This is a genomic window from Agrobacterium leguminum, assembly GCF_005144435.2.
Taxonomy (GTDB): domain Bacteria; phylum Pseudomonadota; class Alphaproteobacteria; order Rhizobiales; family Rhizobiaceae; genus Agrobacterium; species Agrobacterium leguminum.
Genome location: NZ_CP120212.1, coordinates 2,365,150 through 2,383,814, shown reverse-complemented (window position 1 = coordinate 2,383,814; position 18,665 = coordinate 2,365,150). Strand labels below are relative to the sequence as shown.

The following is an 18,665-nucleotide window of genomic DNA, read 5'->3' as shown; positions in this document are numbered from 1 at the left end:
CTTCAGACCTCACACCGCTTCGCGAATAATTGACGTTCCAAAACGCACACCACCCCGCATTCGAGCGACCATTGCTGCCCAAACGCTGACAGAATTGATTGCTGCATAAGCGCAACCATAAATGAACATGTTTCCAATTTTTTGACCGCCAAATCGCTTCCGTCCGATTTCAGCAGTGGCTGCAACCAATAAAGCTACAATCAACAAGAATGGCAATACCACCCACAGACCTAGAATTACACCCACAGCAAGCGCACTTGGTATCAGAGACATATAGGAAACAGTGCGGACCGGGTAGGCAAAGTTCTCATAGCTATAGCGAACGCGTTGCTCAATGAAGTTCCGGAGGGTCCTCAATCTACCTCGCATCGACATAGCTGGCTTGCTGACATATGAGAACGATGCGCCCTGCCACTTACAGCTCCGGAATATGGCAAGGTCATCGAATAAGCCGTTGCCTCGATATCGCCCGCCTCTTATATACTCGGCTCGTACCCCGATGTTTCCCCAAAACTGCCTATCGTCACAAATCATATTGACGAAATAAATGCCAAAGAGGTCCATTCTATCATAGAAGTCGGGGCGCTCGTAATGTGTCATGAACTTTACAATGCCATCTAGTTGTAGCTGTCTCCATGCATGCAGAATACTGTCTGCTTCGATTATTACATCGTCATCCAGGAGGAGGACCGCATTGGAAACACTATAATCTACAGCATATGAAATATTGTTCGATTTGTTATTTTTGTAGACACGTCGAGCGTCATCGGCACAAATTACCTTGATCTTATCGTTCACACCTTTCGCCAGAAGAAATTTCTCCAAAGTGATGTCATCGTTGACGCTGAAAATGACATTTATGTTGTATGCTTGGAGATCTTCGACAAGCTGAACAGCACTGGGAAGAAGAAACTGCAGTTGGCATTCGTCCGCTGATGCGACTGGAATTATAACATCCATGGAAAAATCAGAGAGGTATTGAGTGCGATTTCGCGTATTATATTGATTGGCCGTGTCCATATTACGGTTGCTCCCAATTAAATGGTGTCCAATTAGGACACGGTTCGCGACTTTTCTTAATCAGATGCGATCTGCCGGCAGTGTTTTGTGTCCAACAAAACTATCAGGAGGCCGCGGCCGCCGCGACCACCACGGCGCTGTGATCAGCATCACTATGCCGCGCATTTTTTCAAGGCGATATCTTAGGTTGCTAACATTTTGAGGACAAATCTCAGCCGAGCGCGGCGCAAAGGAACTACCCTTGCCGCTACGACAGACCTCACCCTATAAACTCGAAAGTTTATTTGCAATGAAAACCATCGTGTAATAGGTGTATTGTGGTACGCTGCATGTCAGTTTTCGACTGAAGATCTAACGCCCGTCTGGGCGAACCACGCATACGGCTGAAATTTTCGTGGAGATTGAAATGAGATCGAAGATACTGGTGCTCGCCGGTGTGGTGTCTGACGGTTTCCAGGGAAACCCGGTGGCAAAGCAACTCGCAGACTCTAACACGAAATTTTTCGGTGATGTGCTGGGGTGCCCGCCGGCTGAACTTCAGAACCGTTTCCGGTTCGACACGTCAGAGGAATTCAGTCCTTTCACAACGCGCGATTCGTATTCAAAGCGAGCGGTTTGCGAAGCAGGCGTTGGGCCAATTCTGGCATACGAGGCAGGATTGGCAGGTTTCGACGCTGAGTTCGCGCAGATTTCAGACTTCTTCAATTTTTCGGCAGACGGCGTCACCGTCTCTGAGCTTTGGGACGATGTTCTCGATGATGCGGAGATCGTCGCATTGTCGACGACCTTGATGGTCAGTACTCTTATGCTCGCAGATATTCTTTCCTATCTGAGCGAACTGGAGAAGATCGTCATCGTAGGCGGCGTGCTCGTCAACAAGTTGCATGATCAGATACTTGCGACGCTGCCTTTCGATTATTGTCTCAAAACCGAGGCGGAAGGCCGTTTCTCACAAATTCTCAGGCGGATTTCCGGTCAGAATCCCGATGACTCCGAACTAGAGCAAATACCCGGACTGCTTTGGCGAAGGGAAGGCCGTCTTCATATATCGCAAGCGGCCTTCGCACTTGTCGATTTTCAGAATACATGGGCACTCCCCTCCCATGAATGGGTTCGGGATAGGAACGGAATTTATCAGTATGAGAGTGTTCGCGGGTGTCCCTTCAGATGCGAATTTTGTGACTATCCGTTCTTGATGGGCAACGATAAATTTCGCATGAAGAGTGCGGACACGATATTTTCTGAATGGACGCAACTGGCAGAATTGGGTGTTCGCTATATTGATGCGTTTGACTCGCTGTTCACGGTCCCAAAGAAAAGAGCGATCCGCCTTGCACAACTTCTAATCGAGTCCGGCCTAAATCGTGTCCTGTCCTGGGGATGCTTTGCCCGATCAACGGAACTCGCCGATCCCTCGTTTGTGGAATTGCTAAAGGAAAGCGGGTGCCGTTTCGTTTTCTTAGGCATCGAAAGCGGATCTCAGGAAATATTAAATGCAATGCACAAGCTGACCACAATCGAGGATAACGCCAAGGCTATAAAAAATTGCAACGAAATCGAGATCTATTCATCATCCGGCATTCTGGTAGGCTTCCCCGGTGAAACAGCGGAAACTATATCCCGCACGAAGAGCTTTTTATCGGAATTTGCGACGCCTAGTGTACATTTGTTTGTTTGGGTCCCCGACGTAACTGCGCACTCGCCGGTGCCCATTATGCAACCGGCCCAGATGGAGCGATACGGCATTGCCGCGACGTCGGCGCAATCGTCATACTCTGCGGAGTTTTGGAATCGCCCAGTGAACTTTGAACTGCGCACCTATTGGTCCCATCGAACGATGAACCAAGCAGAGGCTTTAGAACATGCGGCGAGTATCTCCGCTCAGATGCGCACCGACCAAATTCGCGCGGAAGATTTCAGCTTCGCACCCTACAGAGAAAACATCCAGCACCCTCGTCTTCTTGCATCTTACATGTCATGCAAGAGCCAAATGGCGTTTTCAAAAGGTATGAAGTCACTATTTAACGACTTCGTCAATGACCTCCCAAAAGCTGAGATCAAAAAGCGAGTACCTGCATGGCTTAAACGTTCTGGCGTGCGGGAGAGGAGTGCACTAACAATGGGTGTTGTGTCCGAGCCATCGCCGGAAAACCGCATCTTTGCATTGGATTAACTATGAATCCGGTATTTAATCAGAACAAACTGAAACTAGGCTTGTTTGGAATTAACGGGAAAGGCACAGCAAATTCCTTGGTGCCTGAAGCCCACCGCCCTACCTGGGAAAATAATGTGCGGATTGCCCAGGCGGCGGATGCAGCGGGATTGGAAGCGATCGTGTCTTACTCGCGGTGGAAAGGACATTCCCCAAACAATCTTGATCAACCGACAGGAGTTGTGCTTGATCCTCTTGTATGGGCCGCGGGAATTGCGCAGGCGACGGCTCGATCAGCTATCTTTGCAACGACAAACGCTCATACGCTGCATCCAATCACTGCCGCTAAACAATGCGCCACCATCGACGCGATTTCGGCGGGGCGTTTCGGATTGAACATAGTCGCCACTTGGTTTCGCCCGGAGCTCGAAATGTTTAGAGCGCCTGTGATGGATCGGGAGACCCGCTATGAGCATCTCGCGGAATGGTTCGAAATCTTGACGCGTTTGTGGAGTTACCCGGACGAATTCGACTTCGAAGGAAGGTTCTTTAGTGTCAAAGACGCCGGATCGCGCCCACAACCGATACAAAGGCCAAGGCCGCCGATAATGAACGCGGCAACGTCTCCGATGGGTCGAAATTTCGCGGCAAGGCACGCAGACATTTGTTTCGTCGAGATCCAGTCCTTGTCGCTAGCGGAGACAGCAGAGCAGATTGCTAAGTACAAGCAAACCTCTCTTGAGACGTATGGTCGAAGCATCCAGGTTTGGACGATAGTGACGATCGCGCAACGTCGGACCGAACGGGAGGCGGAGGATTACGTTCAATATTATGCCGTAGAGAATGCGGATAGTGAAACGATTGAAGCATGGATAAAGAATACCTTACCAGATGCTGCGAGCGCTACTCCTGAGCAACTTCAAGGGCTTAAACGGCATGTCGGCGCGGGAGCCGGAGGAACCCTGATAGTAGGCGGTGCCGACCATGTCTCGGTTGAATTGCATAAACTATCCTCTGCCGGCATAGATGGCGTTCTCCTTTCTTGGGTGAACTTTGAGGATGGTCTGACCCGGTTTGTCTCCGAGGTACTGCCCCGTCTCGAGCGAGACGGCTTACGCGACCCTATCCGATGAGCAATCGCCAAGAGGCGTGATATTCACCTTTTACTTCCCTGGTGACGGCGCAATATTTGCAGGCCATACAAAAAGGATTCGAGTTTGATTTGGGATTCAAAAATTCTTGTAGTGCTAAATCAAAGTAAAACGTACAGATACTTTCTTTTCTCAAGTTTTTTCGGAGCGCTAGGCTTCTATCTTCAGATGGTCGCTCAAGCTTGGCTCGTCTTTTCCCTCACCCATTCCACCTCAATGATAGGCCTTTTGGCAATCTGCCAATTTGGGCCACTCGTTGTTTTCGGCCTGTTCGCCGGCCCACTGGTTGACGCCCGATCTCCGCGCACAATTCTCATAGGGTCATATTCGCTAATGGTTGCGAGTGGGATCGTCGTCGCTGTACTTATACTTTCGAATTCAATGACCATCTCAGTATTGCTTTTATTCGCTACCCTCAGAGGCTTTTTGACATGCATAATGGCCCCAGCTTCCAGGACATTTGTAATAAACGTCGTCGCCCAGGAAAAAGTACCGAACGCTTTCGGCCTTAGTGCAGCCGCTGATAATTTAGCCGTGATGATTGGACCGGCAATAGCAGGCATCGTCATCAGCTGGGCGGGCGCAGCAACATGCTTTCTTTTGTATTCAGCAAGTTTTCTGGGAATGATATGGGTACTTTATCGATGGAAGCCTGAGGATTGCGAGCGGCTGGAGGGACGACCTTCTTTCGAATTATTGAAAAGAGGCCTTAAGTACGTCGCTATCAATCCGAGGCGCCGCAGTCTATTCTTCTTCCTGTTCGTCGTGACATTCATACCGATGAGCTTTGCCACGACACTCCCCATTTTGGCATTGGATACCCTTAAGCGGGATGCCACTGTATACGGAATTCTTCTGTCAAGTCTTGGTGTCGGCTCGCTAATCGGCTCTTTGGCTGTCGCCGCACGAAGACATATAAGCGTTAAATGGGCTTTCCTGGCGGTGAGCGGACTAGGTGTTTGTGAACTCCTCCTAGTGTCACAGAGCATTGTGCCGGTCCTAGCATTAATTGTCGGTGCTGCTGGTTGCTGCATGACGTTCTATGTGGTGAGCATCCACAGCGTTATTACGCAGGAAACTGAGCATCATTACCAGGGTCGTATCGGTGCCTTATACAACTATCTCGTTTTTGGAGTCGGTCCTCTCGGCTCGTCACTAAGCGGTTGGATCAGTGAACGCGGAGGAACCGACACAGCTTTCATGTTGGGCGGTATAATTTCCCTGCTGGTAGCAGTTTCAGGCCTAGCAGCCTTTCGGAGCGACGAAGCTGGCTCAAAGACACTTTCCGATAGACTGTGAAAACTTGCGGCAACGACTGCGGTGGATCGTCAACTAGGAGTTAGAGCAAAAATGTTGGCACTTTTATCCATCTCGCTACAATTCGCAAAATAGCGCAGGAGATATCCTTTCATGTTCTATTTGATCGCTGAAATCGTATTCGCAAATGCTGCCAACGTCGGGCTCCTAAATAACTCTTGGACTTTGGCAGAATAATTTAGCTGCTGTAAACGTCCAACCAGCCGCATTGCGATCAGAGAGTGCCCGCCAAGTTGAAAGAAGTTGTCATGGCGGCTTACGCGCTCGACATCGAGCAATTCCTCCCAAAGACCTGCAAGTAACGATTCTTTTTCGCTTTCCGACTTTTCGTAATCGGCTCTGATGTATGCGTGCGAGCCCGGAGAGGGCAATGCTTTTCGGTTTACCTTACCATTGGGAGTCAGCGGCAGGTTCCGGAGTAACACATATCCAACAGGCACCATGTAGTCCGGCAACCGACTGACAAGGTGAGACCGCAACATTGCGGCGACGTCCAATTCGCGGTCATCTGCTATATTGTCGGCATGCCCAGTGCATACAACATAGGCAATGAGGCCGACGTGCCCCAAGTGACCTTGTCCGGCGACTGTTCGATTCAGCACGACAACAACATCCTTGACACACTCATGCTCGCGGAGATGTGCCTCGATTTCACCAAGCTCAACGCGAAATCCCCGAATCTTGACTTGGTCATCCTTTCGGCCGACAAATTCAACATCGCCGTTTGGCAGGTACCGGCCCAAATCACCAGTCCTATACATCCGCGCGTCCGATAGTGAACTAAAGGGATCCTTTAAGAAGCGCTCAGCCGTCAGTTCCGGACGATTTAGATAGCCGCGCGCAACCCCCACACCGCCAATGTAAAGCTCTCCCATGACACCTGTCGGCACAGGCAAACCATTTTCATCCAGGACGTAGAGCATTGTGTTGGAAACAGGGCTTCCAATCGGCACCGATTTATCGCGGAGCTCCGATCCTGAAATTTGCTTGAATGATGACCAGATTGTCGCTTCAGTGGGCCCATAAACGTTCCAAAGTGTACGCACCCGATTTGCTACGGCTGCAGCCAAGTCACGGGTAAGAACATCGCCGCCGCAAATGGCTCTCAGATTTGGAGCGGTGTCGGACCTAGCGTCAAGTAACGATTGCCACATCACAGGCGTTGCCTGCATCAATGTTATGTCTTTAGTCGCGATGCATTCCCATAAGGTGTTCGGATTCAATACGTCAGTCTGTTTGGCGAGAACCAAACAAGCACCTTTGCTAAGAGGTAGAAATATTTCCAGGGCCGCGATATCAAAGGAAACGGTGGTGACTGACAAAAGTCGGTCGGAGTGGGAAACCTTGATAACATCGCCCAATGAACACAGGAGATTAACCACTCCCCTGTGCTCCACCTGCACTCCCTTTGGAGCCCCAGTCGAGCCAGAGGTATAGATCACATAAGCCAGATTGCGTGCCGTAAGACCGAGCGCCTTTCTATCGGGATTATCAGCAGGGTATTGCGACCACAACGCGCCATCGCTTTCTAGGTTGATTGCAACAGTTTTCGCGCTGATTGCTAGTTTGTTGCCTGCACCAAAGCTGTCGCCCCAATCAGAATCATCGCTTTGACCGACTAATTCTGGTCGAGCTAAGATTTCCGCAACGAGCGAGTTGGTGTCGCCGTCAACCAAAACAGCAGTCGGCGTGCAATCAGCAAGCATGAAAGCAAGGCGATCGGGCGGGTATTTCGGATCAAGGGGAACATATGCGCCGCCAGCTTTCAGTACGGCGAGTAGTCCAATCACTAAGGCCTTGTCTCGCCCAGCACAAATCGCCACTCGATCGTCAGGTTTTACGCCAAACTCAATCAGATAATTGGCTAAGCAATTGGCGTCACGGTTAAGTTCAGCGTATGACCAATTGTTATCACCGCAGATAAGCGCGGTATTTCCTGGACCGCGACGGGCTTGTTCCTCGAAAAATTCGTGTATGCAAGTCTGGTGTGGAGATAGCGTGTCCGACGGCTTCCAGGCCCCCGACGATAAATTATTTTTTTTCTGCGGCAAAATATCAAGAGCATGGACCGGAAGGTCAGGGGTATGCTCAAGTGCATCAACCAGACTCTCCAGTGCCCGTTCCATGTATGCGCACAACAACTCGGACGAATGAGGAAGGACAATCTGTGTCGTCAGATGGACATTCTCACCGGAATCGTCAATTGTACAGGACACCGGGTAGCTGGAGCGCTCGCTTACGTCTGATCGATCGTCTGAAGCGAGCGACTCTGCCGGCGAAGCGTAGTAGCGATAATTGAGGAGTGAGCTAAAAAGTGGCTTCCCTGCCTCCAGCCCGCTGCAGCGTTGCACGAGTGCCAGCGAAGCGTGCTCGTGCTGAAGCAAATCGGCGAGAAGCGAATGGGTCCGCAGCACGCACTGTTTCACTCCGGTTTCGTCAAGATCGATTCGAATTGGCAACGTGTTGATAAATAGTCCCATTGCTCGGCTACTGCTTGAAGAAGCGAGCATTCGGCCAAACAACACGGTACCAAAAACAACACTTTGCCGGCCGCTTGTCCTAGCGACCACTTGCCCCCATGCAAGATGGCATAGGCAGGCTAGACTGACGCCGAGACGGCGCGCCTCCGCCCGTAGTCGTTTGCAAAGCGCCACCGGGACCAGACGCCGGGCCTCGGTAACGGCACTTCCGTCTCGATGCACATCAATCAGGCCGAACGGCGTCGTCGGCTCCTGAATTCCTGCAAGCATGCTCCGAAAGAAATGCTCGTGTTCTTCCTTTGTGACCCCGTGGCGGACCTGCGCTATCAAGTCACGAAAAGGCTGAGGAACAGGCAGATTGGAGCCATCTCGAGCAACAAGTTCTTCAATCTCGGTATGAAGAATTTCCAGAGTTGACCGGTCGCCGATGATGTGGTGCATCATAACCACAAGAAGCCATTGATCGTTCTCTCCGTCAAAAGCTACTATTGGATACAATAAAGGTGGTTGAGTTAGATCGATTCTCGTAGTGCGCGGGTCAGAAAAACGAGTCAATTGTCTTGCGACGGAGCCATTACCAATGTCGATCTGGAGCTCGTGAACCTTTAACGAGGCTTCCCGCCAGACCACCTGCGCAGCGTTTGAAATGTTTTCCCACACGAAGCCCGTTCTCAACACATCATGACGAGACACCACCTGATTAAGGGCGGCAAGATATCGATCTAGCTGTTGCCGGCTTGAAAACGCCCGTTGTCCGACCAGAAGGTACGGATCACTACCGGTCGTCAGTGTATGATGAAATAATAGTCCCTCCTGCAAGGGCGCTAACGAATAGATATCTTGAATATTCCGGACGCCATCTCGAGTGTTGGCAATGATATAATCGATGTCTGCTTGGGTCAGATCAATCAGAGGCAACATGTCTGGCGTAATGGTCGCGCTGTCAGCCTCAATCAGATTTCGCGGGACGGAAACAGCAAACCGGTTGCTGTTCTTCTTAGCACCCTCGTCGTTTTTGCCGTATATATCGAGTAAATCTGCTTTATGCCTTGAGATAGTGTCCAGAGTCTCTAATGTAAGAATGTCTTTAGGTCCAGAAACAACTAACGACTCTCCGTCGACGCCAATCGCGATATTGCTGTCCGCGAGCATTTTAAGCAGGTTTTCGAGGGTCATAAACGAACTTCCACCACTTCTGTGACGCCTTCCGCGAGGGCTGCAAGTGATGGGCTAACGAACAGCGTCCGCACCTTGACGAGAAGATTCTCCTCACGCATGCGCTGCAATAGCTTTACAGCAAGCAGCGAATTCCCACCCAGTTCAAAAAAATTATCGCTTCGACTAACTTGATCGACGCCTAGCAGCTCTTGCCATAGATGTGCCAACGCGCGTTCGATTTGCCCTTCCGGCGCTTCATAGCCCCCTATCGTCGTATGGCTAGGAGCGGTAAACTTGGTTTGCGGGGAAGGCTCATCGCATTTGGAGACATCTGAGGATGCCGCATCCCTATGCTCATTCGGCGACTTTCTGCTCATTTGTAATCACTCCGGTTCGAGTACGGGGAACTCGCTCACAGAAATGGCGGCCATACCTGGTTAAAAAGAACCCATCGGACGGTTGTGTCTGACCAAAAAACAGCTATCTGGAGTATTGTCCCTTCGCGGGAGGTCGGTGTCAAGGTGCCAGATTGACCAGCCATGCCATATTGGCATTGCCGGCATGACGCTCCATCCGCGAATGAGCCAAAATTGCTCGCCGCGAGTGGTGCGGTCCGTCAACAGTTGCAAAGGGTATCATAAAGTTCTTGACCAGTTACCAACCGCGACTGCATTACGTCCAGGGCGTGGTTGGTGCGTAAGCAGGATTTCCAAGGACCGGCAGCTTGAGAAAGCTATGGCTCTGTAGACCTCAACCCAAATTGGGGTTTCGTCCGCTCGTCAGCGTCTTCTCCCACGCCAGAGCATCCGCGACGATGAAGTTCAGGTCATCGCGCTTTGGGCGCCATCCCAGTTCTCTTCTGACACGTTCAGTATTGGCAACGATGGCGGAAATATCTCCAATACGCCGGGCACTTACTCGCGCGTCAAAATGGGCACCATGAGCCTGCCTGACCGCATTCAACACCTCCAGAACCGAATAGCCGCGACCGTAGCCGCAATTTGCCGTTATGCTTTCGCCACCTTTCCGAAGCCGGTCCAGGGCCAGTCGGTGGGCTTCGACCAGATCGCTCACATGAATATAGTCTCGCACGCATGTTCCGTCATTCGTCGGGTAGTCATCGCCGTAGATATTCATAAAGGGTCGCTTACCCATAGCGGTTTCGCAGGCGACCTTGATCAGATGGGTCGCTTCCCTCATTGATGGCCCTGCCCTGCCCTCGGGATCGGCGCCGGCGACGTTGAAGTATCGTAAGACGGCATAGGTCAAGCCATGAGCCGCTGCCGCATCATAGAGCATCCATTCGCTCATCAGCTTGGAGCGTCCGTAAGGCGACTGCGGATTGAGCGGCGAATCCTCGGTTACCGGTTCGGGCCCGGTCGCGCCATAGACCGCTGCGGTTGACGAAAATACAAAATGCGCGACCCGGCCGTCCACAGCCGACTTGATAAGTTTGCCGGTCTTGACCGTATTATTTTCGTAATAGGAAAGAGGATCGGAAACGGATTCCCGTACGACAGTCGAGCCCGCGAAGTGAATGATGGCATCGATCTGGTTTTCAACGATTATCGTGCCGACCAGCTCCTGATTGCCGACGTCGCCGACAACATAAGTCGTCAGCGGCGACACTACCCTTTGCGCGCAGGTGGGAGACCGCCAGTCCAGCACGACCACCCTTTCGTTCGAACCGACCAGTTCCAAGACCATATGGCTACCGATATATCCGGCGCCGCCTGTTACGAGTACCGTCATATATGCCTCGTGCAAGGGGAAAAATACCTGCAATCTATCATTGCATGTTATGGAAATGCTGCCTTACGATGATCCAACTTGCAAGGCCGTTTCGCAAATACCTCGCGACTTGAATCTCAAAGGCGCGAAAAGGACCGTCAGCGGTCCTTGACGCTGGACGCGTCCTTGCTACTGTGGATCGACATATCTAACAGCTATCAAAGCGCAGAACCCGTTTCCTCGACCGGAGCGTATTTTTTGCGTTTGATCTCTGGACCACAATCGCGGTTGGGTAAATAGATGAAATCTTCACTCACGATTCAAGTGCCGTTTTCCTTTCCGCGGCCAGCCACAACGATTGCTCCGGTTACGCACGGGCAGAAGTTCATGTGGGATCTTCTGCTCTTAACGCCGGAAAACCTCGCATTTAACAACGTTGGCTTCATGATCAACGATACCAATGGGGTTACCATTGATGAGGTACGTTCAATTGTGTTGCAAATGCTTGACCGAAACGAGTCCCTTCGTACAGTGTTCCATGTAATCGATGAACGGCATACACAAGAGTTGCTTACCTCTGGCGAGATATCGGTAGAGTGCTGGCTATCATCCGATGGAGGTGATGATGACGCCCGCGCGATGTCCCTATATAGCTGGTTAGTCAATCAACCATTCGCTATGAGTGACTTTCCGGCGCGAGTTGGCTGTGTTGTAGACAATGAAACCGTTAAAAGGCTGGTGCTGGTATTTTCGCACATGGCAATTGATGGCGGCGGTGTTCCAGTGCTTAGAAAACAGCTTCTCAGCGCTCTTCAAAATGGCGGATTGTATCCAAATAATTCTGGCTCCGTTCGGCAGCCCATCGAGCAAGCCGCTTGGGAGCAAGCAGAATTGGGACGCCGATCGACAAGCCAGTCGGCGCTATACTGGAAGAACGCTCTTTCTAAGTTTCCGCCTCGTATGTTCGAGATCAATCAGGACGGACAAGCGGCTGAAGAATGGCAGGAGCTAAGCTTTTTCTCTCGAAGAATGGGCGACTGCGTCGAAGTGCTCGAACGCTTCTACAGGACGTCCGACACGACTATTGTGCTGACGATGTTACTCCACGCGATGGCCAAATACGCACAGAAAGACTACATAGCCACAACAATCTGCACGTCCAATCGCTTTCATCAACATGTCGAAGACAGCGTCGGTACGTTCGCGCAAGACATTCCCCTTTATGCTAAAATCGGGCATGTAGATATGTCTTCTCTGATTGAGGAGATACAGGATAATTTGTATACTTCGTATCAATACGGGCTAGGTGATCCGCTGGAAATCACTCGTATTTCTCGAACTGCACACAATGGCTTTCCTGTATCCCTGGACAGCCGCATCAATGTTCACTACGAGAAATCCGCGCTTCATAATTCGAGCGATCGATCGCAGGATCTGAGCGATAAAATAGACCGCATTTTAACTGGAAGCTATATCCATGGAAAAGATTTCGCGGTCTCATGGAGCGACGGCGTACCCCATCTGGGGAAGTCACTATATGTAATGTCTTACTCACCGAGAAAAATCCTATTCCTTTGTAATCTAAACTACATGAAGAAGACAAAAGTTGAGGAAATGGCAATGGGCATTGAGGAGACTCTTCTGAACTTGGTTTTGGAAATTCACGAATCGGTGTCTTGTTAAGGTTATCTGTCCCAGCAGACGCACTAAGCCGCAGCAAGAGCTGCAGCATGTCATTGGTACCGCAGTTGAGTTTAGCTGACCGAGAGGTTGCTCGTCCAAGCCGCTTGCGGACTTCATGTAAAGGCATTCATCAAAGGGAACATGCTAAACGCAAATCGCGCCCCTGCCTGGACATTCTTCCTGCCAGCGGCTCCGTTAGCGATATTTGGCTGACCGCTGGACAGACATCGGTCTGGAAATACTGCGCGCATTGCCTGCGCTGAGGTGCGTTGTTTTGTATCGCAACGGCGGAGCTGCGATGGCTGTTTCTCGGATCCGAACGAACGGACCGCCAGATGCGTCTGCGCTACCGGGAAGGTAGCGCAGGCTCGCCTCAGGAAAAGCGTCGATATCGGGCGCCAGAGCTGGAGTGGCCGCGGGACCAAAGTTCCATGGCCTGTCGGGCCACTCTTTTTGAGCCCGAGAGTTCTCAGGATCCCTTGCAACAGCTCGACTGGGCAAAGCCAGCCGAATTTCGTACAGATTCGCTGCAGCGGGAAATCAAATTATCTTAGCAGCCTTCGATGTACCCATATAATAGTGTTGCCATTTTTTCGGGCGAAAGCGTTGCCCCGTGTAGCACTATATCGGGACTGTCAGGCACCTCAAATGGACTGTCTATGCCAGTGAAATTCTTGATCAACCCCGCCCTCGCCTTTGCGTAGAGCCCCTTGGGATCGCGCGCTTCGCACACTTGAAGCGGAGTGTCTATGTACACTTCAATGAAGCGAATATCACCAGCAATCTCTCGCGCCAGTTTCCGCTCGCGGGCGAAAGGCGAAATGAACGACACCAAGACGATCAGCCCTGCATCAGCCATCAGCCTTGCCACTTCGGCAATTCGACGGATATTCTCAACACGGTCAGCTTCGGTGAAGCCTAGATCCCTGTTGAGCCCGTGGCGGACGTTATCGCCATCCAAGATGTAGGAATGGCGCCCATCTCGCGTCAATCGCTTTTCAAGCATATTGGCGATGGTTGACTTGCCTGAGCCCGATAGTCCGGTAAACCAGACAATCTGTGGCGTCTGTTGCTTCATATCAGCCCGCACCTGACGGGTTACGTCGAATCGCTGATAGGTGAGATTTTGCGCGCCACTGATGCCAAAATCGATAACGCCTGCGGCGACCGTTTCATTCGAGAACCGGTCGATAAGAATAAAGCCCCCGTCATGGCGACTGTCAGCGTAAGGATCAAACGCAATCGCCTGATCCGTTGCCAGTGTTACGGTCCCCACATCGTTGATCTCCAATCTGGTAGCTGGCACCAGCTCCAACGTGGTCAGGTCAGTCCGATTTTTGATAGCTGTTATTGAGGCTGCAACCAATTGCGCTCCCAGCTTCAGAAAGTATGAGCGCACCGAATAGCCTGGCATATCAGCCATCCAAACCAGTCGGGCCTGAACCTGGTTCGAAAGGTCGGCCACAGCGTTAGGATGAACTAGCAAATCACCGCGAGAAATGTCGATCTCTTTGTCAAGCACGAGCGTGACCGCCTGTCCCGCAACCGCAGTTTTCAAGTCTCCATCCATGGTTACAATACGGACCACCGTAGCGGATTTGCGTGAAGCGACAACAATCACTTCGTCGCCCACGCCAACATAGCCCGAGGTGAGTGTGCCCGAAAACCCCCGGAAGTCTGGATTCGGCCGATTAACCCATTGCACTGGAAATCTAAGGGGTTGGCTCACGCAATCTTCGTCAATTTCTATAGTTTCCAGGTAGGGTAAGAGCTGAGGCCCCGAATACCAAGGGGTGCGGGCACTGGATGTAACGACATTGTCGCCTTTCAGTGCTGAAATTGGGATGGCTTGAAGAGATCTAAAGGCAAGAGGAGCTGCAAACAGGCGAAACGCGTCCGCAACCTCTTCAAAGGCCTGCTGCGAGTAATCAACGAGGTCAATCTTGTTGACTACAAGCACCACGTGCTTCACTCCCAAAAGGGATAGAATAAACGAGTGCCGTCTTGTCTGCGCCAGCACGCCCTTCCGGGCATCCACCAACACCAGAGCCAATTCGGCATTGGATGCGCCTGTTGCCATGTTGCGCGTATACTGCTCATGACCTGGGGTATCGGAGACGATAAATTTGCGCCGATCCGTTGAAAAGAGCCGATAAGCAACATCTATCGTGATTCCTTGCTCGCGTTCGGCGGTAAGTCCGTCGACAACAAGTGAAAAGTCAATACCCTCCTCACCAACATGCTTGTTTAGGCTGTCCTGTCGAAGGGTCTCAAGCTGATCGTCGAATATCAGATGGCTGTCGTAGAGAAGGCGGCCGATTAGCGTTGACTTACCGTCATCGACGCTGCCGCAAGTGAGAAACCTCAAGAGGCTTTTCCGGCTCTGCTGGTCTAACCAAACCGAAATATCACGATCGAGGCTCGAATCGGATGAGGGATTGCTCGAAGCCACCGTCAAAAGTAGCCTTCCTTCTTCCTTTTCTCCATAGAGTCAGCCTGATCTAGGTCAATCAGTCGCTCTGCTCGCTCTGAGCTAGGAGAATCGCGCATTTCCATGAGGATTTCAGCTGGGTTGCGAGCCTGGGATCGGATCGCGCCAGTCAAGGGATAGCAACCGAGTGTACGGAAGCGCACCATTTCCTCGCGCGGAACCTCGCCGGGTTCAAGGCGAAAGCGATTATCATCAACCATGATCAGCTTACCACCACGATCAACCACAGGACGCCTTTGGGCAAAGTAGAGTGGCACAACAGGAATCTGCTCTTTATAAATGTAGGCCCATATGTCAGCCTCTGTCCAGTTTGAAAGCGGAAACACCCGCATGCTCTCGCCCGCGCGGAGAAATGTGTTAAACACACGCCAGAGTTCGGGACGTTGGTTTTTGGGATCCCACGTCTGTTGAGCGCTACGGTGGGAAAAGATGCGCTCCTTTGCACGACTCTTTTCCTCATCGCGCCGCGCTCCGCCGATGGCGGCGTCAAAGCCGCCAGCATTGAGCGCTTCGCGAAGTGCTGCCGTCTTCATGATATTGGTGAAATGTAATGAACCGTGGTCGAAAGGATTGATATTCTGTGCGCACCCTTCGGCGTTGACATGCACGAGAAGCTTTAAAGCAAGATCATTTGCGATCTTGTCTCGGAAGGCAATCATATCGCGGAATTTCCAAGTCGTATCGATGTGCAGCAGTGGAAAAGGGATCTTTGAGGGAAAGAACGCCTTACGTGCCAGATGCAGCAACACGCTCGAGTCCTTGCCGATCGAATACATCATAACCGGATTTTTGAAGCTAGCAGCAACCTCGCGAAAAACCTCGATGCTTTCACACTCCAGACGACCGAGCGAGGAGGTCAAACCAGGTACATGATGCATATGAAGTCTCTTGAATTTGTGTCGCACACTTAGTCGACATTCTTCACTAGGCGGCGCACTTCAACCGAGACCAGCAAGAAAACTCGACGCACCCAGACTATTGCTCAACACTACTACTACGAGGTGTATCGGGTCAACCCATCAACGTCGCGTCCGTCGGCCGTGTACCACACCCGAAAGAGAAATCGCCGCAAGCAGAGGAAGGCTTTCAACCCGATCAGGCTTGAGACGCTCGCCAATTGTGAGCGGCAGAGACACATTCATCGATTGGCTCAAATATTGCCTACGCGCGTTGAAGAAGCTATCAAATTGCTCAAGGCCTCGTATAACAGTGCTTCTCCTTATGAGTGCGAAAGAACCGCAAATGACCGACGCGATACGTCTACGGTGTGGAGGCTCCCAAGCAACTATCAGCCCCAAAGGGGCCGAATTGGTTCAATGGAGCGTGGGTGAAACCGAGATCCTCTATCCCGGAGACTCCCCAGCTTGGAGACAGAGCTGCCCTTTGATGTTCCCTGCTTGCGGTTGGAGCAACAATTCAACCGCTTTAATTGGAGGACGCCAATACCACATGCCCGTCCACGGGTTCATCTCGCATCAGAAATTTGATGTAGTTTCGCGTAGCGAGTCAAGTCTCTCTTTGGAGAGCCGATCAAACAATGTCACACGGGCCATTTATCCGTTTAGCTATTTGTTCTCTATAAATTATGTGATCGACCAGCATTCTCTTTGTATCAGCTGTACCGTCACCAACGAATCCGATGAACACTTGGACTATGCAATAGGGATCCATCCAGGCTTTAGATGGCCACTTGTTCCCTCCTCGAAGGAAAGCTGGCGGCTTGAATTCTCTGAGGCTGAATGCCCTGTCGTCCCCATCGTTACAGCAAGCGGCTTGCTTAGCCGAGAAATGAAATCGGTCCCTCTCGTCGAAAGGAGCCTGCCTTTAACCGATGCTCTTTTCGCGGACGAGGCCCTGTGCTTCCTAAACACTCGAAGCACACAGGTCAGTCTGATCGGGCATCATAGGGAATTGAGAGTTACATGTCGCGATGCACGGCATTGGACGATATGGTCTATCGTCGGCGAGAATTTTTTAACGTTGGAACCGAGCACCGGACATGGCGACTATGCGGGGCCGCTGATACCTTTCCACGAGAGGCGTGGGATGACACGGCTTGAAGCAGGAAAAGCAAAAGGCTTTTCCGTCACGTTTGACTTACGCACAGCCTAACCGAGCGCATTGCATTGCGGTCACCTCCGTGACGGGATGAGGGCGACCACAGGACTTCGGCGATCCGGAAAGGCTGCCCAAACCTTTCGATTAAACAGTTGCCCGTTGGCGAAGATGCCAAACGGCGCCAGTCTTTTCACCCAGCCTTCAGCGCAATCCAGGATGCGCCCGTCTGCAGAATGGCCATAGGTGTCGTCTTGCATCGAATGGGGGCTTCCTCATTTTGTGTGGCTTACAAATCGTTATTCGCGACGTTGCTATGGGCTCGCGTGAATCAGCACCACTGTTTACTCCGCAGATGCCCGAATTTTCGGTAGCTTACCATGCTATAAACCGAAATGAGGTCAAAGTGCCCATCCGCATGATAAGCTACCAAAAATCCGCCGATGGGAGGGATGACGCGATAGTGCCGATTCGCATCGCGACGGCGTTGCTCGATAGATTGCTTCACCGTGCCGTCGTCGTGCGGGTCGAGGGATCCAGCGATCAGCTGCCGTAGCATGCCGAGCTGATGCCGGAGCATGGTACCCCTCCGGTGTGGGCCACCTTGCGCAGTTTCGCTGCAACCATGATTTTGCGCTTTTGAGAGTGGATTTAAGAGCGCATTGAGGATCGATGGCACAGGCGATGTTGCTGACGGGGCGCGAACGGCGTCGCCGTTGGTCGTCAGATGAACGGCGGGAGATTCTGGAGGCAGCATTTGCGCCGGGATCAAATGTCTCGGAGGTTGCGCGTCGCTTCGACGTGTCGACGGGGCTGATCTACACGTGGCGTCGCCAGGCGCTGGTGGTTGAGGAGGGTCCAGCTTTTGTGCAGGCGACGGTTGTGGATTTCTCGGGCAGTGCCGTTGGCGGGACGGCGGCTGTCTGTGTGGAATTTGCCAATGGCACGAAGGTGAAGATTGCGTCTTGTGCACCTCACGACCTTGCTGCTGCCGTGCTACGGGCACTCAAATGACCCCGATCAGTTCGAGCGTGCGAGTATGGATTGCGAGCGGCCATTGCGATATGCGCAAAGGGATGCAGGGCCTGGCTCTGATCGTGCAGGAGGGTCTCGGTCGTGATCCCTTCAAGGGTGACGTTTTTGTCTTCCGCGGGAAAAGTGGGCGGCTGATCAAGGCTCTTTGGCATGACGGAATTGGCCTGTCTTTATATGCAAAGCGGCTCGAGCGCGGCCATTTTATTTGGCCGGCGACGGAGGGTGGAGTGATTGCGCTGACGGCTGGCCAGATGTCCTATTTGCTTGAGAGAATTGACTGGCGGAACCCGCAGCAGACATGGCGTCCGACGAGCGCTGGATAGTGTATTTGGGTGTGATCTGCTGGCGGTGGCACCAGGAAAAACTATCCAAATCAGGGGTTTTGTGGATTC

At 51.8% G+C, this 18,665-nt stretch carries 14 protein-coding genes; 7 read left to right on the top strand and 7 right to left on the bottom strand.

The window, feature by feature from the left end; translation table 11 throughout:
- Nucleotides 1-9: 9 nt before the first annotated feature.
- Nucleotides 10-1,020, bottom strand: coding sequence for a glycosyltransferase family 2 protein (locus CFBP4996_RS25370; protein WP_080853335.1), 1,011 nt, complete (start codon nt 1,018-1,020; stop codon nt 10-12).
- 406 nt (nt 1,021-1,426) lie between these two features.
- Here CFBP4996_RS25370 and CFBP4996_RS25365 point away from each other — a divergent pair, with 406 nt between their 5' ends.
- The 3 genes from CFBP4996_RS25365 to CFBP4996_RS25355 all read left to right on the top strand — a co-directional run bounded on the left by CFBP4996_RS25365 (nt 1,427) and on the right by CFBP4996_RS25355 (nt 5,622).
- On the top strand, nt 1,427-3,193 hold the full coding sequence (locus CFBP4996_RS25365) for a B12-binding domain-containing radical SAM protein (protein ID WP_080853336.1): 1,767 nt from the start codon (nt 1,427-1,429) through the stop codon (nt 3,191-3,193).
- Between the two features lie 2 nt (nt 3,194-3,195).
- Nucleotides 3,196-4,305, top strand: coding sequence for an LLM class flavin-dependent oxidoreductase (locus CFBP4996_RS25360; RefSeq protein ID WP_137396284.1), 1,110 nt, complete (start codon nt 3,196-3,198; stop codon nt 4,303-4,305).
- A 111-nt stretch (nt 4,306-4,416) separates the two neighbouring features.
- The gene (locus tag CFBP4996_RS25355) at nt 4,417-5,622 is read left to right on the top strand and encodes an MFS transporter (protein ID WP_233283618.1); all 1,206 of its coding nucleotides are present in this window, start codon (nt 4,417-4,419) and stop codon (nt 5,620-5,622) included.
- Nucleotides 5,623-5,738: 116 nt separating this feature from the next.
- Here the strand turns inward: CFBP4996_RS25355 and CFBP4996_RS25350 are convergent, their stop codons facing one another.
- The 3 genes from CFBP4996_RS25350 to galE form a co-directional block, all read right to left on the bottom strand.
- Nucleotides 5,739-9,296, bottom strand: coding sequence for a non-ribosomal peptide synthetase (locus CFBP4996_RS25350; protein WP_137396285.1), 3,558 nt, complete (start codon nt 9,294-9,296; stop codon nt 5,739-5,741).
- Nucleotides 9,293-9,655 (bottom strand): phosphopantetheine-binding protein, encoded by a 363-nt coding sequence (locus CFBP4996_RS25345; protein ID WP_080853340.1) that lies wholly within the window; start codon nt 9,653-9,655, stop codon nt 9,293-9,295. Before CFBP4996_RS25345 ends, CFBP4996_RS25350 begins: the two co-directional genes overlap by 4 nt.
- A 373-nt stretch (nt 9,656-10,028) precedes the next feature.
- The gene (gene galE / locus CFBP4996_RS25340) at nt 10,029-11,030 is read right to left on the bottom strand and encodes a UDP-glucose 4-epimerase GalE (RefSeq protein ID WP_080853341.1); all 1,002 of its coding nucleotides are present in this window, start codon (nt 11,028-11,030) and stop codon (nt 10,029-10,031) included.
- Nucleotides 11,031-11,309: 279 nt separating this feature from the next.
- Here galE and CFBP4996_RS25335 point away from each other — a divergent pair, with 279 nt between their 5' ends.
- Nucleotides 11,310-12,692, top strand: coding sequence for a condensation domain-containing protein (locus tag CFBP4996_RS25335; RefSeq protein WP_080853342.1), 1,383 nt, complete (start codon nt 11,310-11,312; stop codon nt 12,690-12,692).
- Nucleotides 12,693-13,242: 550 nt separating this feature from the next.
- Here the strand turns inward: CFBP4996_RS25335 and cysN are convergent.
- Together cysN and cysD are read right to left on the bottom strand one after the other, a co-directional pair.
- The gene (cysN, locus tag CFBP4996_RS25330) at nt 13,243-15,150 is read right to left on the bottom strand and encodes a sulfate adenylyltransferase subunit CysN (RefSeq protein WP_233283604.1); all 1,908 of its coding nucleotides are present in this window, start codon (nt 15,148-15,150) and stop codon (nt 13,243-13,245) included.
- The gene (gene cysD / locus CFBP4996_RS25325) at nt 15,147-16,061 is read right to left on the bottom strand and encodes a sulfate adenylyltransferase subunit CysD (protein ID WP_080853343.1); all 915 of its coding nucleotides are present in this window, start codon (nt 16,059-16,061) and stop codon (nt 15,147-15,149) included. Before cysD ends, cysN begins: the two co-directional genes overlap by 4 nt.
- Nucleotides 16,062-16,404: 343 nt before the next feature.
- Here cysD and CFBP4996_RS29565 point away from each other — a divergent pair, with 343 nt between their 5' ends.
- Entirely contained in the window at nt 16,405-17,295 is an 891-nt protein-coding gene (locus tag CFBP4996_RS29565) for an aldose epimerase family protein (protein WP_137396286.1), read from the top strand.
- Between the two features lie 274 nt (nt 17,296-17,569).
- On the opposite strand, the gene CFBP4996_RS25320 is transcribed toward CFBP4996_RS29565, so the two are convergent.
- Nucleotides 17,570-17,818, bottom strand: coding sequence for a hypothetical protein (locus CFBP4996_RS25320; protein WP_080853345.1), 249 nt, complete (start codon nt 17,816-17,818; stop codon nt 17,570-17,572).
- A 92-nt stretch (nt 17,819-17,910) separates the two neighbouring features.
- On the opposite strand from CFBP4996_RS25320, the gene tnpA reads away from it, so the two are divergent.
- Nucleotides 17,911-18,252 carry an IS66-like element accessory protein TnpA gene (tnpA, locus tag CFBP4996_RS25315; protein WP_080853346.1) on the top strand — a complete coding sequence of 114 codons (342 nt, stop codon included), beginning with the start codon at nt 17,911-17,913 and terminating at the stop codon, nt 18,250-18,252.
- Complete coding sequence (gene tnpB / locus CFBP4996_RS25310; protein WP_080853347.1) at nt 18,249-18,596, top strand: IS66 family insertion sequence element accessory protein TnpB; 348 nt, start codon at nt 18,249-18,251, stop codon at nt 18,594-18,596. The genes tnpA and tnpB overlap by 4 nt, the downstream gene beginning before the upstream one ends.
- Nucleotides 18,597-18,665 lie beyond the last annotated feature (69 nt).

Bases quoted from the DNA above. Each gene is read 5' to 3' on its own strand.
- CFBP4996_RS25345 (WP_080853340.1), bottom strand. From the start codon at position 9,655: ATGAGCAGAAAGTCGCCGAATGAGCATAGGGATGCGGCATCCTCAGAT.
- CFBP4996_RS25360 (WP_137396284.1), top strand. From the start codon at position 3,196: ATGAATCCGGTATTTAATCAGAACAAACTGAAACTAGGCTTGTTTGGA.
- cysD (WP_080853343.1), bottom strand. From the start codon at position 16,061: ATGCATCATGTACCTGGTTTGACCTCCTCGCTCGGTCGTCTGGAGTGT.
- CFBP4996_RS25370 (WP_080853335.1), bottom strand. From the start codon at position 1,020: ATGGACACGGCCAATCAATATAATACGCGAAATCGCACTCAATACCTC.
- CFBP4996_RS25365 (WP_080853336.1), top strand. From the start codon at position 1,427: ATGAGATCGAAGATACTGGTGCTCGCCGGTGTGGTGTCTGACGGTTTC.
- CFBP4996_RS25350 (WP_137396285.1), bottom strand. From the start codon at position 9,296: ATGACCCTCGAAAACCTGCTTAAAATGCTCGCGGACAGCAATATCGCG.
- tnpB (WP_080853347.1), top strand. From the start codon at position 18,249: ATGACCCCGATCAGTTCGAGCGTGCGAGTATGGATTGCGAGCGGCCAT.
- galE (WP_080853341.1), bottom strand. From the start codon at position 11,030: ATGACGGTACTCGTAACAGGCGGCGCCGGATATATCGGTAGCCATATG.
- CFBP4996_RS29565 (WP_137396286.1), top strand. From the start codon at position 16,405: ATGAGTGCGAAAGAACCGCAAATGACCGACGCGATACGTCTACGGTGT.
- CFBP4996_RS25320 (WP_080853345.1), bottom strand. From the start codon at position 17,818: ATGCTCCGGCATCAGCTCGGCATGCTACGGCAGCTGATCGCTGGATCC.
- tnpA (WP_080853346.1), top strand. From the start codon at position 17,911: ATGGCACAGGCGATGTTGCTGACGGGGCGCGAACGGCGTCGCCGTTGG.
- CFBP4996_RS25335 (WP_080853342.1), top strand. From the start codon at position 11,310: ATGAAATCTTCACTCACGATTCAAGTGCCGTTTTCCTTTCCGCGGCCA.